At 61.5% G+C, this 14,622-nt stretch carries 11 protein-coding genes; 9 read left to right on the plus strand and 2 right to left on the minus strand.

All coding sequences use genetic code 11. The features are described 5' to 3' along the window. Positions 1 to 64 precede the first annotated feature (64 nt). Positions 65 to 1,018 carry a formimidoylglutamase gene (gene hutG / locus C3938_RS06215; RefSeq protein WP_105102326.1) on the minus strand — a complete coding sequence of 318 codons (954 nt, stop codon included), beginning with the start codon at positions 1,016 to 1,018 and terminating at the stop codon, positions 65 to 67. Next, the gene (hutI, locus tag C3938_RS06220; protein WP_105102327.1) at positions 1,002 to 2,231 is read right to left on the minus strand and encodes an imidazolonepropionase; all 1,230 of its coding nucleotides are present in this window, start codon (positions 2,229 to 2,231) and stop codon (positions 1,002 to 1,004) included. Before hutI ends, hutG begins: the two co-directional genes overlap by 17 nt. 249 nt (positions 2,232 to 2,480) lie before the next feature. Here hutI and hutC point away from each other — a divergent pair, with 249 nt between their 5' ends. From hutC to C3938_RS06265, 9 genes are all read left to right on the plus strand, one after another. Then, on the plus strand, positions 2,481 to 3,212 hold the full coding sequence (hutC, locus tag C3938_RS06225) for a histidine utilization repressor (protein ID WP_105102328.1): 732 nt from the start codon (positions 2,481 to 2,483) through the stop codon (positions 3,210 to 3,212). 310 nt (positions 3,213 to 3,522) lie between these two features. Then, a complete protein-coding gene (gene hutU, locus C3938_RS06230) occupies positions 3,523 to 5,196 on the plus strand; it encodes a urocanate hydratase (RefSeq protein WP_105103248.1) in 1,674 nt (557 codons plus the stop codon). Positions 5,197 to 5,292: 96 nt separating this feature from the next. Then, complete coding sequence (gene hutH, locus C3938_RS06235; RefSeq protein WP_105102329.1) at positions 5,293 to 6,843, plus strand: histidine ammonia-lyase; 1,551 nt, start codon at positions 5,293 to 5,295, stop codon at positions 6,841 to 6,843. A 162-nt stretch (positions 6,844 to 7,005) separates the two neighbouring features. Next, positions 7,006 to 7,410, plus strand: a complete 405-nt coding sequence (locus C3938_RS06240; RefSeq protein ID WP_105102330.1) for a MerR family transcriptional regulator — start codon at positions 7,006 to 7,008, stop codon at positions 7,408 to 7,410. Between the two features lie 61 nt (positions 7,411 to 7,471). After that, positions 7,472 to 8,641 carry an isovaleryl-CoA dehydrogenase gene (locus tag C3938_RS06245; RefSeq protein WP_105102331.1) on the plus strand — a complete coding sequence of 390 codons (1,170 nt, stop codon included), beginning with the start codon at positions 7,472 to 7,474 and terminating at the stop codon, positions 8,639 to 8,641. A 175-nt stretch (positions 8,642 to 8,816) separates the two neighbouring features. Continuing rightward, positions 8,817 to 10,424 (plus strand): carboxyl transferase domain-containing protein, encoded by a 1,608-nt coding sequence (locus C3938_RS06250; RefSeq protein WP_105102332.1) that lies wholly within the window; start codon positions 8,817 to 8,819, stop codon positions 10,422 to 10,424. A 195-nt stretch (positions 10,425 to 10,619) separates the two neighbouring features. Then, the gene (locus tag C3938_RS06255) at positions 10,620 to 11,417 is read left to right on the plus strand and encodes an enoyl-CoA hydratase/isomerase family protein (protein ID WP_105102333.1); all 798 of its coding nucleotides are present in this window, start codon (positions 10,620 to 10,622) and stop codon (positions 11,415 to 11,417) included. Between the two features lie 229 nt (positions 11,418 to 11,646). After that, a complete protein-coding gene (locus C3938_RS06260; protein ID WP_105102334.1) occupies positions 11,647 to 13,659 on the plus strand; it encodes an acetyl-CoA carboxylase biotin carboxylase subunit in 2,013 nt (670 codons plus the stop codon). Further along, complete coding sequence (locus C3938_RS06265) at positions 13,656 to 14,576, plus strand: hydroxymethylglutaryl-CoA lyase (protein WP_105102335.1); 921 nt, start codon at positions 13,656 to 13,658, stop codon at positions 14,574 to 14,576. The genes C3938_RS06260 and C3938_RS06265 overlap by 4 nt, the downstream gene beginning before the upstream one ends. Positions 14,577 to 14,622: the final 46 nt, after the last annotated feature.

Raw genomic sequence — 14,622 nt, forward strand, 5'->3', positions numbered from 1 at the left:
GAAACGTAAGGGACGGGAAAGGGCTGGATGGCGCCCGCGAGCGAGCGCCAACTGGCGGTGTCTATCAGCCCTTGATGCCGTTGGCGATCTGAAAAATCACCCGCGCGGCGGTGCGGGCGGCGTGATCCTCAATGTCGAAATAGGGGTTGAACTCGGCAATATCTGCCAGACACACCTTTTTCGACTCCAGCACCGTATCCAGCAGCGACTCGAACAGTTCAAAGGTCACACCGCGTCCGGCGGGCGCACTCACGGCGGGCATGATCGCCGCCGGGAACACATCCAGATCGATGGTGAGGTAGACGAAATCCACCCGGTCGATGAAGTCGGCGATCTGTTTCTGCACCAGCTCAATGCGCCAGGGCACAATCTCGCGATCGGAGATCACCTGTACGCCGAGCTCCTCGGCACGGTGATACAACGCGGGCGTATTGGCGGTGGCGGCGGCGCCCACGCACAGGTAGTTGAAGGAGCGGCCGTTCAGATCACACTGCTCCGCAATCTGGTAGAACGGCGTGCCCGAAGAACCCCGGGGGGCCGGCAGGCGGATATCCAGGTGGGCATCGAAGTTGATGATGCCGAGGGTCTTGTCGCGGTGCTGCTCGCGCATCCAGCGCGCAATGCCCTGGTAACTGCCGTAGGCGATCTCGTGACCGCCGCCGAGCACCATCGGAAAATGGCCCGCGCCCATCAGCTCGGTAATGCGCGCGCCGAGCATGGCCTGGGCCGATTCCAGATCCTCTTTTTCCACCCGCACGTTGCCGGCGTCATACAGCGGTGCACCGAACGTTTTGGGCAGGTTGGCCAGCGCGAGACGCAGAATTCGCGGCCCCTTGGCGGCGCCAATGCGGCCCTTGTTGCGGCGCACACCTTCGTCGGAAGCAAAGCCGAGAATGGCGAAACCGGGCGGGCTGTCGAGGTGCAGAGGCACGATATCCTGGTGCCAGCGGCGACCGGCCTTGCCGTCCTCGCTGTCGATCCGACCGCTCCACAGGCGCATATCAGCCAGCTGTAACATGGCGTCCCCCCACAAAAATCTCTACAGGTTGCAGCGCGCCCACTTCATAGGCGAGCTGATCCGGGCTGTCCATCGGCCACAGCACCATGTCGGCGCGCAGGCCCGCGCGCAGCACACCGCGCGAACAGCAGATACCCAGTGCGCGAGCGGCGGCGCGGGTGACGCCGGCGAGGGCTTCCGCCGGGGTGAGGCCGAACAGATTGCAGCTCATGTTCATCATCAGCCGCAGGGAGGCGATGGGGCAGGTGCCGGGATTCAGGTCGGTGGAGATGGCCATGGGCACGCCGGAAGCGCGCAGTTTTTCTACCGGCGGCACGCGGGTTTCTTTCAGGGTGTAGAAGGCGCCGGGCAGCAGTACCGCGGCGGTGCCGCTCTCGGCCATGGCGGCGACGTCCTCATCGGTGATGTATTCGATATGGTCGACGGACAGCGCGCTCGCTCTGGCAGCCATGCGGGTAGCACCGGTACTGGCGAGCTGTTCGGCGTGGACTTTTACCGGCAGGTCGAGCTTGTGGGCGGCGTCGATGACGCGCTGGCACTGCTCGACGGAAAACGCGATGTTCTCGCAGAACATGTCCACCGCATCGGCCAGTTGCTCTTTGGCTACCGCGGGCAGGATTTCCTCGCACACCAGGGTAATGTAATCGTCGGCACGGCCATCGTACTCCGGCGGCAATGCGTGGGCGGCGAGGCAGGTGGTGGTGATATTCACCGGGTGGTGCTGGGCGAGACGGCGGGCCACCCGCAGCTGCTTGAGCTCGGTGTCGAGGTCGAGGCCGTAGCCGGACTTGATTTCGACGGTGGTGACGCCTTCACGCATCAGGGCTTTGAGGCGCGGCTCGGCACTGCGGTACAGGTCGGCGGCGCTGGCGGCACGGGTGGCGCGTACGGTGGAGAGGATACCGCCGCCGGCGCGGGCGACGTCTTCGTAACTTTCACCACCGAGACGGCGGGCAAATTCACTGGCGCGATGGCCGCCGTATACCAGGTGGGTATGGCAGTCGATCAGCCCCGGGGTCAGCCACTGACCCTCGCCATCGACGATCTGGTCGGCGGCACACTCCGGCAGCTCGCGGCGCGGGCCTATCCATACGATCTTGTTGCCGGTCACCGCCACCGCGGCATCCTCAATCGCCCCATAGGCACCCGGCAGAGACGGGTCCATGGTGGCCGCGTGGACATTGGTAATCAGCAGATCACAGCGTTCGGTCATCTTCGCTCACTGAGTTGGCGTTAATTCTAACAATAGCCCGGGTTGGGATTTTTGGCGCGGATTCACGCTCAAGGCCTTTTTCCGGGCTGGTGGCGGCCAGTCACTGTAGGAGCCTGCCCGCAGGCGAACACTCACCCTCTATTGACAGCCGACGAGCCTGAATCCATAGTTGCGCCTCAACAAACTTGTATATACAAGAATGTACAACCCGGCAGGCACTTTACCCGAGCAGGCGAAGACCACACAAGTATGAGCAGTCAGACATTGGCCCCGGAAAGCAGCAGTCAGCCCCGCTACGCCGCGATCAAGGCGCACATCCGCGCGCAGATCGAAAGCGGCGAGTGGCCGGCGCACTTCCGTGTGCCCTCGGAAAACCAACTGTCCCAAGACTTCAACGTCAGCCGCATGACCGCCCGCCGCGCGCTCTCCGAGCTCACCGACGAGGGCGTACTCATGCGCTCCCAGGGCCTCGGCACCTTCGTCGCCGAACCCGTCGCCGCCGGCTCCCTGCTGGAAGTCCGCAATATCGCCGACGAAATCGCCGCCCGCGGTCACAGTTACAGCAACCGCATCCTCACACTGGAGCAGACCGTCGCCAACACCGAAGTCGCCCGCGCCCTCGGCCTGACCGAAGGTGCCGCGGTGTATCACTCCATCATCGTGCACCTGGACAACGGCCTGCCGATCCAGTTCGAGGAACGCTATACCAACCCGACACTGGTGCCGGAATACCTGCAACAGGACTTCAGCGCAGCCACCCCCAACGAATACCTCACCCGCGTCGCGCCGCTGACGGAAGTGGATACCACCGTTGAAGCCACTGGTGCCGATGAAGCGGTCGGGAAGGCACTGGAAATCAAACCGGGCACTGCGTGCCTGCAGATCTGGCGACGCACAAAAAGCAGTGCGGGCACGGTGAGTTTTGCGCGGTTGGTGCACCCAGGAAATCGGTACCGACTTGGCGCGCAACTCAGGTTTTAAATCCGGGGTCATACCGGCGTATGCCGGTATCCAGCTTAAGGACTCCGCTCGACCACTGGATCCCGGATCAAGTCCGGGATGACGAGAAACGAAGCACAGAAATTTGAATTGAAGGTGGGGTACCGGGGGCGGGTTTTCGGGAGCGTCGCAAACAGGGACGTTTGCGACGCAGCGTACATGGATGTACTCGCAGCGGTCCCGAAAGCCCGCCCCCGGTGCCCCGCCGCCACCGCACCAAAACCAGAGCTCCGGGGCCAAAAACCCACAGACCGTAATTTCAAACCAAGAATTTGGAAAAGACGAGGCAACCATGACCGACAAACGTCACGACCCCAGCCGCAAAATCATCGCCCCCATCGGCACCCAGCTGAATGCGAAAAGCTGGCTTACCGAAGCCCCCCTGCGCATGCTGATGAACAACCTGCACCCCGACGTCGCCGAGCGCCCGGAAGACCTCGTCGTCTACGGCGGTATCGGCCGCGCCGCGCGCGACTGGGAGTGCTACGACAAAATTGTCGAAGTACTGAAGCGCTTGGAAGACGACGAAACTCTGCTGGTCCAGTCCGGCAAACCCGTCGGCGTATTCAAAACCCACGCCGACGCCCCCCGCGTCCTCATCGCCAACTCCAACCTCGTCCCCCACTGGGCCAACTGGGAACACTTCAACGAGCTGGATAAAAAAGGCCTCGCCATGTACGGCCAGATGACCGCCGGCTCCTGGATCTACATCGGCTCCCAGGGCATCGTCCAGGGCACCTACGAAACTTTTGCCGCGGTCGCACGCAAACACTTTGATGGCGTCGCCAAAGGCAAATGGGTGCTCACCGGCGGCCTCGGCGGCATGGGCGGCGCCCAGCCTCTCGCAGCCACCATGGCCGGCTTCAGCATGATCGCCGTCGAGTGCGATGAAACCCGCATCGACTTCCGCCTGCGCACCGGCTACGTGGACAAAAAAGCCACCAGCCTCGACGAAGCCCTGGCAATGATCAATGAAGCGATGGAAAAGGACGAGGCCATTTCCGTCGGCCTGCTCGGCAACGCCGCTGACGTATTCCCGGAAATTGTCGAGCGTGGCATCCTGCCCGACTGTGTTACCGACCAGACCTCCGCCCACGACCCGCTGAACGGCTACCTGCCGAAAGGCTGGACCATGGAGCAGGCTGCCGAGATGCGCAAAGCCGACGAAGCACTGGTAGTGAAGGAAGCCAAAAAATCCATGGGCATCCAGGTGGAAGCCATGCTGGAACTGCAAAAGCGCGGCGCCGCCACCCTCGACTACGGCAACAACATCCGCCAGATGGCGTTCGAAGTGGGCGTGAAAAATGCGTTCGACTTCCCAGGCTTTGTACCGGCCTACATCCGCCCGCTGTTCTGCGAAGGCATCGGCCCCTTCCGCTGGGCAGCACTCTCCGGCAACCCGGAAGATATCTACAAGACCGACGCCAAGGTAAAAGAACTGATCCCGGACAATCCGCAGCTGCACAACTGGCTGGATATGGCCCGCGAGCGCATCCAGTTCCAGGGTTTGCCGGCGCGTATCTGCTGGGTCGGTCTTAAAGACCGCGCGCGCCTGGCGCAGGCATTCAACGAAATGGTAGCGAACGGCGAACTGGAAGCACCGGTAGTGATCGGCCGCGACCACCTCGACTCAGGCTCCGTGGCCAGCCCCAATCGCGAAACCGAATCCATGATGGACGGCAGTGATGCCGTCTCCGATTGGCCGCTGCTGAACGCCCTGCTGAACACAGCCTCCGGCGCTACCTGGGTTTCGCTGCACCACGGTGGCGGCGTGGGCATGGGCTTCTCCCAGCACTCCGGTGTGGTCATTGTGTGCGACGGCACCGAAGCCGCCGCCAAGCGCATTGGCCGCGTACTGTGGAACGATCCGGCCACCGGTGTCATGCGTCACGCGGATGCGGGTTACGACATCGCCAAAAATTGCGCACGTGAGCAGGGCCTGGACCTGCCGATGCTCAAGGACTAATGGAAGCCGTCCCACGAATACTGCCAGCCACCCGCTCGCTACGTCGTGAAACGACTTCCGGCCTGAATTTAAGAATTTATTTTCGGTGAGAAATTTATGTACCAACTGGAAATCACCCCCGGCCAATTGAGCCTGGAACAACTGCGCCGCGTCGCCCGCGAGCCCGTGCAGCTGAGCCTTGCCAAAGACGCCTACCCGGCCATCGAAGCCTCCGCCAAAACTGTGGCACTGGTGCTGGAACAGGGTCGCACCGTGTACGGCATCAACACCGGTTTCGGTCTGCTGGCCAACACCCGCATTGAAAAGAAAGACCTGGAAACCCTGCAGCGCGCCATTGTGCTCTCCCACGCTGCCGGCACCGGCAACTTCATGACCGAAGACACGGTGCGCCTGCTGATGGTGCTGAAGATCAATTCCCTCGCGCGCGGTTACTCCGGCGTGCGCCCGGCTGTGATCGAAGCGCTGATCAAGCTGGTCAACGCCGGCGTTTACCCGGCGATTCCGGAAAAAGGCTCCGTGGGTGCCTCCGGCGACCTGGCACCACTCGCGCATATGAGCGTGGTGCTGCTGGGTGAAGGCGAATGCTTTATCAATGGCGAACGCAAGCCGGCATCCGAAGGCCTGCGCTTTGCCGAAATGCGCCCGCTGGTACTGGCGCCGAAGGAGGGCCTGGCCCTGCTGAACGGCACCCAGGCGTCCACCGCCTTTGCCCTGCAGGGTTTGTTCTCCGCGGAAGACCTGTTTGCCGGCGCGGTGGTGACCGGCGCGCTGACCCTGGAAGCCGCAAAAGGCTCCCGCCGCCCATTCGACGATCGCATTCACATGGTGCGCGGCCAGAGAGCCCAGCGCGACGTGGCCGCGAGCTACCGCGAGCTGCTGGGTGACAGCAGTGAGATCGGTGAATCACACCATGACTGCGCCAAAGTTCAGGACCCCTACAGCCTCCGCTGCCAGCCCCAGGTGATGGGCGCCTGCCTGCAACAGATCCGCTTTGCCGCCGAAGTGCTGCTGGCGGAAGCCAACGGAGTTTCCGACAACCCGCTGGTCTTTACCGACGAGGAAAACCCGGAAAACTCCGACATCATCTCCGGCGGCAACTTCCACGCGGAACCGGTGGCGATGGTGGCCGACAACCTGGCGCTGGCGATCGCGGAAATCGGCTCCCTGTCCGAGCGCCGCATGGCGCTGCTGATCGACTCCAACCTGTCCGGCCTGCCACCGTTTTTGGTGGACAACGGCGGGGTAAACTCCGGTTTCATGATCGCCCAGGTCACCTCCGCGGCACTGGCCAGCGAGAACAAAACCTTCGCCCACCCGGCAAGCGTCGACTCCCTGCCGACGTCCGCCAACCAGGAAGACCATGTGTCCATGGCCACCTTCGCCGGCCGTCGCCTGCGCGATATGGCCGACAACACCTGCGGCATCCTTGCGGTGGAACTGCTGGCCGCCTGCCAGGGCCTCGACTTCCGCGCCCCGCTGAAGACCACCGAAAAGCTGGAGAACGCCAAAGCCGCCCTGCGCGAGCGCGTGCCCTTCTACGACAAGGACCGCTACTTCGCACCGGATATCGAGGAAGCCAAGCAGCTGCTGGCGAGCGCTTACTACCGTGAATATCTGACTGCCGAGATGCTCCCTAGTAACCGGTAACTTCTTCTCAAGCCCTCCACCCTATCCGGCCGAACAGCGCTGGATAGGGCCTCGCCGCGCCATGCGGACTATCTTTTACATTTCAGTCACCTTTTGGCCCAGATTGACGTTTACGTTAACGTAAACGTCAACTATCCTTCAGGCACATCTGAGGAATGGCCCATGAACGCCCCAACCACAACTACAGGCCCCACCAGCCACAGCATCTCCGAGCTGGCCCAGGAGTTCGGGATTACCACCCGCACCATCCGCTTTTATGAGGACAAGGGGCTGCTCAGCCCGGAGCGGCGCGGGCAGACGCGGGTTTACTCGCCGGAAGACCGGGTGCGCCTGAAGCTGATCCTGCGCGGCAAGCGCCTCGGGTTCTCCCTCGACGAGAGCCGGGAAATTATCGACATGTACGACCCCAGCAAGGGCAATGTGGACCAGCTGAACCGCCTCCTCGAGCGTATCGACGCCAAACGCCAACAGCTGCGCCAACAGCAACGGGATATCGAGAAGATGCTCGCGCAGCTGGACGAAGCGAGCGCCCGCACCCAGGCGGCGCTGAAAGAACAGACATCCTGAATCTGACTGTTTTAACCCTTTACCGATTTAAACCTCTGACTGATTTCAAGCGGAGCACGCCATGAATACACCTTACCCAACCCTCAACTTCGACCTCGGCGAAGACATCGATATGCTGCGGGACATGGTCTACAAGTTCTGCCAGGCGGAGCTGGCGCCGCGCGCGGCCCAGATCGACGAGGACAATCTTTTCCCCGCCGATATGTGGAAGAAGTTCGGTGAGCTGGGTCTGTTGGGCATGACCGTGGAGGAGGAGTACGGCGGCTCGAACATGGGCTACCTGGCCCACGCGGTGGCGATGGAGGAGATTTCCCGCGCGTCCGCTTCCGTCGGTCTGTCTTACGGTGCCCACTCGAATCTGTGCGTGAACCAGATCCGCAAGAACGGCACCCCGGAGCAGAAGGCAAAATATCTGCCGAAGCTGTGTTCCGGTGAGCATATCGGTGCGCTGGCGATGAGCGAGCCAAACTCCGGTTCCGATGTGGTGAGCCTGCAGTTGAAGGCGGAGAAGAAGGGCGACCGTTTTATCCTGAACGGCAACAAGATGTGGATTACCAATGGTCCGGATGCAGACACCTATGTGATCTACGCGCGCACGGAGCCGGGCATCAGTTCCGGTGGAATTACGGCGTTCATTGTGGAGCGCGGTTTCAAGGGATTCACTCAGGCGCAGAAGCTGGACAAGCTGGGGATGCGCGGGTCGAATACCTGTGAGCTGGTGTTTCAGGACTGTGAGGTACCGGAGGAGAATATCCTTGGTCAGCTGAATGGCGGTGTGCGGGTGCTGATGAGCGGGCTCGATTATGAGCGCACGATTCTGTCTGCTGGCCCGGTGGGAATCATGCAGGCGTGCATGGATATCGTTGTGCCGTACATTCACGAGCGCAAGCAGTTCGGCAGGGCGATTGGTGAGTTCCAGCTGATGCAGGGCAAGGTGGCGGATATGTACGCGGATCTGAATGCGAGCCGCGCGTATCTGTATGCGGTGGCGAAGGCTTGTGATCGCGGTGAGGATTCGCGCAAGGATTCTGCGGCGGTGATCCTGTTTACTGCGGAGCGCGCGACGCAGATGGCGCTGCAGGCAATTCAGACGCTGGGTGGCAATGGGTATATCAATGAGTACGCCACCGGTCGGCTGTTGCGCGATGCCAAGCTCTACGAAATCGGCGCCGGCACTTCCGAGATTCGTCGCATGTTGATCGGCCGCGAGCTGTTTAACGAAACTCGCTGAGTTCTTTTTTATTTTGGTGGCAGTGCTGCTGCCGGGGCGGGTTTGCCAGACACGCCGTGAACCCATCCCTGGGGGCTCTTCTAAAACATCCCTGTTTTAGAAGGTCTGGCAAACCCGCCCCGGCAGCAGCACCTTCGCATCCAGGTTCTGACTACGAATTGGCCTCGTACTTTTTATGAATCAGATTCAGAGCAAAATTAATTCCCGCGATCCCGCATTCGCCGAAAACCGCGCGCAGATGCAGAAGATCGTCGACGATCTGCGGGAAAAGCTGGAAACCATCGCCAAGGGTGGTAGTGAACGCGCGCGGGAAAAACATGTATCCCGCGGCAAGTTGTTGCCGCGGGATCGCATCGATGCGCTGCTCGACCCGGGCAGTCCGTTCCTGGAATTTTCCCAACTCGCCGCCTATGACGTGTACGGTGAAGACGTCCCGGCGGCCGGTATTCTCACCGGTATCGGTACCGTGTCTGGCCAGCCCTGTGTGATCGTGGCCAACGACGCGACGGTGAAAGGTGGCACCTATTACCCGCTGACGGTGAAAAAGCACCTGCGCGCGCAGGCGATTGCGGAGCAGAACAATCTTCCCTGTATCTATCTCGTCGATTCCGGCGGTGCCAACCTGCCGCGTCAGGACGATGTATTTCCGGATCGCGAGCACTTCGGGCGCATCTTCTTCAATCAGGCCAATCTGTCGGCGAAGAACATTCCGCAGATCGCGGTGGTGATGGGCAGCTGTACCGCGGGCGGTGCTTATGTGCCGGCGATGGCGGATGAGTCGATTATGGTGAAGGAGCAGGCGACGATTTTCCTGGCGGGCCCGCCCCTGGTGAAGGCGGCGACTGGAGAAGAGGTTTCCGCGGAGGATCTCGGTGGTGCGGAGGTGCACTGCAAGATTTCCGGGGTTTCCGACCATTTTGCCAATAACGATACCCACGCATTGCAGATCGCGCGCAATTCGGTGGCGCGTCTGAACCGGGTGAAAAATCCGGGCCTCGATATCACCAAGCCGGTGGAGCCGATTTATCCACCGGAAGAGATTTACGGCATTGTGCCAAAGGATTCCCGCCAGCCGTACGATGTGCGCGAAATCATTGCGCGGGTGGTAGACGGTTCGGAGTTTGATGAATTCAAGGCGATGTACGGCACTACGCTGGTGACCGGTTTCGCGCGCATCCACGGCTATCCGGTAGGCATCGTGGCCAACAATGGCATCCTGTTTGCCGAGAGTGCACAAAAAGGCGCGCACTTTATCGAGCTGTGTGCGCAGCGCAATATTCCGCTGGTATTCCTGCAGAACATTACCGGTTTTATGGTGGGCAGGCAGTACGAGGCGGGTGGTATTGCCAAGCACGGGGCAAAGATGGTGACCGCGGTGGCGACCGCCAAGGTACCCAAGATCACCATTCTGATCGGCGGCTCCTTCGGTGCGGGCAACTACGGTATGTGTGGCCGCGCTTACGATCCGAATTTCCTGTTTATGTGGCCCAATGCGCGTATTTCCGTGATGGGCGGCGAGCAGGCGGCGGGGGTGCTGGCGCAGGTGAAGAAGGATCAGATGGCGGCACAGGGCGAGGACTGGAGCGCGGAAGAAATTGCCAAGTTCAAGCAGCCGATCATCGACGACTATGAACACCAGGGCCACCCCTATTACGCCTCCGCGCGCCTGTGGGACGATGGCGTTATCGACCCGAAAGATACGCGCACCGTGCTGGGACTGTGTCTGGCGGCGGCGACGCACAAGGAACCGGAAGAGACGAAGTTCGGGGTTTTCCGAATGTAAAACAGTGCACAGGGAAAGTTCTGCGCGGGTCCTGCTGCCGGTATTGCTTTGCTGGACACGCCGTGAACCCATCCCTGGGGGCTCTTCCGCGACATCCCTGTCGCAGAAGGTCCAGCAAAGCAATACCGGCATCAGAACCTTATCGACTCCGTAGTTATTGCCGAAATCCAAGGACCTATTTTGAGCGAGAAAGCCATGACCGAAAAAATGCTGTGCGAAATCGACAACGAAGGCGTGGCCACGGTTACCCTCAACCGCCCGGAGATTCACAACGCCTTCGACGATGACCTGATCCGCCAGCTCGGCGAGACCTTTGACAAGCTCGCCCGCAGTGGCGGTGTGCGCGCGCTGATCCTCGCCTCCAATGGCAAGAACTTCTCCGCCGGTGCCGACCTCAACTGGATGAAGCGCATGGTGGAGTACAGTGAGGAACAGAATCGCAGCGACGCCGCCACACTCGCCGCCATGCTGCACAAACTCGACCAGTTCCCGGCGCCCACCATCGCCCGTGTGCAGGGTGCCGCATTCGGCGGCGCAGTCGGCCTCGTCAGCTGCTGTGACATTGCCGTCGCCGCCGAGCGCGCCAGCTTCTGCCTGAGCGAAGTAAAAATCGGCCTGCTGCCAGCCACCATCAGCCCCTACGTCATCAACGCCATCGGCGCCCGCCAGGCACGTCGCTACTTCGTTACTGCCGAGCGCTTCTCCGCGGAACGCGCCAAGGAAATCGGCCTGGTTTCCGAAGTGGTGCACGAAAGCGATCTGGATTTGACCGTGCAGAAGCTGGTGAACAGCATCGTCGACAACGGCCCCAACGCCGTCACCATGGCCAAGCAGCTGGCGATGTCCATGTCGAACAGAGTGATCAATGAAGAGCTGCAGGGACAGACCAGTGCGCTGATTGCTGCAGTTAGAGTTTCCCCCGAGGGACAGGAAGGATTGAGCGCATTTTTAGAGAAGCGTGCACCCAGCTGGATGAACACCAGCGAAGAGTAAACAATCACTACTAATGCTTACGAAGTACCAAAACACGAATTGAAGGTCGGGCGCCGGGGATGGGTTTTCAGGAGCGTCGGCAACAGGGATGTTGCCGACGCAGCGTACAGGGATGTATTCACAGCGGTCCTGAAAACCCACTCCCGGCGACTGGCTGCCACGGCCGAAGGACAGAGTTCCCGAGGCAGTGACACAAGCCAAACTCAGCGATGAAAAACCAGAGCCAGCCATGATTCGCAAACTGCTGATCGCCAACCGCGGCGAAATTGCCTGTCGTATTATCCGTACCGCGCGCCGTCTGGGCGTCGCTACCGTTGCGGTCTACTCCGACGCAGACGCCAACGCCCTGCACGTCCAGCAGGCCGACGAAGCCGTATACCTCGGCCCCGCACCGGCCCGGGAATCCTACCTCGACATCGACAAAGTCCTCGCCGCCGCCAAGCAGACCGGCGCCGACGCCATCCATCCCGGCTACGGATTCTTGAGCGAAAACGCCAAATTCTGTCGCGCCTGTGAAGAAGCCGGCATCATCTTTGTCGGCCCACCCGCCGCCGCCATCGAAGCCATGGGTTCCAAATCCGCCGCCAAACGCATCATGGAAGAAGCCAAAGTACCGCTGGTACCCGGCTACCACGGTAACAACCAGGATCCCGGCATCCTCGAAGGCCACGCCAATCGCATCGGCTACCCCGTACTGCTCAAAGCCGCCGCCGGTGGCGGTGGCAAGGGCATGCGCCGGGTCGACAACCCCAAGGACTTCCACGAAGCCCTCGCCGCCGCCAAGCGCGAAGCGCAAAACGCCTTCAGCGATGACCACATGCTGATCGAGCGCTACGTGGTCAATCCCCGCCACGTGGAAATCCAGGTGTTCTGCGACAAGCAGGGCAAGGGTGTGTACCTGTTCGAGCGCGACTGCTCCGTACAGCGCCGCCACCAGAAAGTGGTCGAAGAAGCACCGGCTCCCGGCCTGTCTGCGGAAGCCCGCAGGAAAATGGGTGAAGCAGCCCTGCGTGCCGCGAGTGCCATCGGCTATGTGGGAGCCGGTACCGTGGAATTCCTGCTGGATGCCAGCGGCGCATTTTATTTTATGGAAATGAACACCCGCCTGCAGGTGGAGCATCCGGTTACCGAGATGATCACCGGTCAGGATCTGGTGGCCTGGCAGCTGGCGGTCGCCGCTGGCGACGGCCTGCCGCTGGAGCAGGAAGACCTGCACATCGTCGGCCACGCCTTCGAAGTGCGCATCTACGCGGAAGACCCGGATAACGATTTCCTGCCGTCCACCGGCAAACTGCTGCGGCACCAACCACCGGCGGAAGACAAATCCGTGCGTGTAGACACCGGTGTACAGACCGGCGACGAAATCAGCGTGCACTACGACCCGATGATCTCCAAGCTCATCGTGCATGGGCGCAACCGGCGCGAGGCGCTGGCCAAACTCGACCGCGCACTGCAGCAGTATCAGATCGCCGGGCTGCGCCACAATATCGAATTCCTGCGTCGGGTGATCAATCACACCGCGTTTGTGAACGGCCGTGTCAGCACCCATTTTATCGGCGATCACGAACAGGAAATTCTCCAGCAGGAACAACAGCTGCGCTCGCAGCAGTGCGCCGCCATGGCCGCGTTCCTGCACCACCGAGAGACCCGCGCCCAGCACCGCGCCGCCCCCAAGGCCGATCCTTTTTCCCCATGGCACAGTGGCAGCAACTGGCGCAACGGTCTGACCCTGTGGCGCACCCAGAAAGTGGAAGTGCACGGGCGAGAAATCGAGATTCGCTTTGCCGGTGACGCGACCCATCTGCAGTGGCAATGCAGCGCAGCGCTGGACGCACAGAGCGGCACCATCGCCGTACCCCACGGCCAGAATGTCGCGGTGCTGGACGGCCGCAGGGTGAACTACTCCAGTGTCGCCAACGGCGACGATGGCACGGTGTTTATCAGTGGCGAACAACTGGACTTCAAAATCCTTTCGGCGGATATCGGCGAGAGTGCGGACGCCGCGCACGGACTGGAAGCCCCGATGAACGGCACCATCGTCACCCTGCTGGTGGAACCTGGGGCGACGGTGGAAAAAGACCAGCCACTGCTGGTGATGGAGGCAATGAAGATGGAACACACACTGCGCGCGCCCGCCGATGGTACCGTGAACCAGTTCTTCTGCGCCGCCGGAGAACTGGTGGACGGCGGCAGCCTGCTGATCGACTTCGCCCCCCAGGAAGCACAGGGGAATGCCCAATGAGCCTGCCGCAACGGGTAAAGATCGTCGAAGTGGGCCCCCGGGACGGCCTGCAGAATGAAAAGCAACCGATATCGGTTGAGACCCGGGTACAACTGATCGATCTGCTGAGTGACAGCGGTCTCCGGGTGATCGAGGCCGGCAGCTTCGTCAGTCCCAAGTGGGTACCGCAGATGGCGGCCAGCGAAGAAGTGCTCGCCGGTATCCAGCGCAAACCCGGTGTCATCTACAGCGCACTCACCCCCAACATGATCGGTTATGAGCGCGCGCGGGATGCCGGTGCGGATGAAGTCGCCGTGTTCGGTGCAGCGTCCGAGAGCTTCACCCGCAAAAATATCAACTGCTCCATCGAGGAGAGCCTGGAGCGCTTCCGGCCGCTGGCGGAGCAGGCCCGCGCCGACGGTGTTCCGGTGCGCGGTTATGTTTCCTGTGTGCTCGGCTGCCCCTACGAGGGCGAGATCCGTGCGGAAAAGGTTGCGGAAGTGAGCCGCGCGCTGCTGGATATGGGCTGCTATGAGATCAGTCTCGGCGACACCATTGGTGTCGGTACCCCGGAAAAGGCTCGCCATATGATCGACACCGTGGCCCGGCAGGTGCCCATAGAAAAACTCGCTGTGCACTTCCACGATACCTATGGCCAGGCACTGGCCAACATCTACGCGGCGCTGCAAACGGGCGTGACGGTGGTGGATTCTGCTGTGGCGGGCCTCGGCGGCTGCCCCTATGCCCGCGGCGCGTCCGGCAATGTGGCGAGTGAGGATGTGGTGTATATGCTCGACGGCCTCGGCATTCACACCGGTGTGGACCTGGGCCGGCTCGCGACGGCAGGCAACTTCATCTCCCGCGCGCTGGGGCGCGAAAGCAACTCAAAAGTGGCCAGGGCCATTGCCGGCGAGAGCGGAACGATAAAAGGGGATTAGCGGTCTCTGGTTTCTTCTCGATCTGCTAACATCGGGCGCTCTCCAT

It is taken from the genome of Microbulbifer pacificus (genome assembly GCF_002959965.1).
In the GTDB taxonomy this organism is placed as follows: domain Bacteria; phylum Pseudomonadota; class Gammaproteobacteria; order Pseudomonadales; family Cellvibrionaceae; genus Microbulbifer; species Microbulbifer pacificus_A.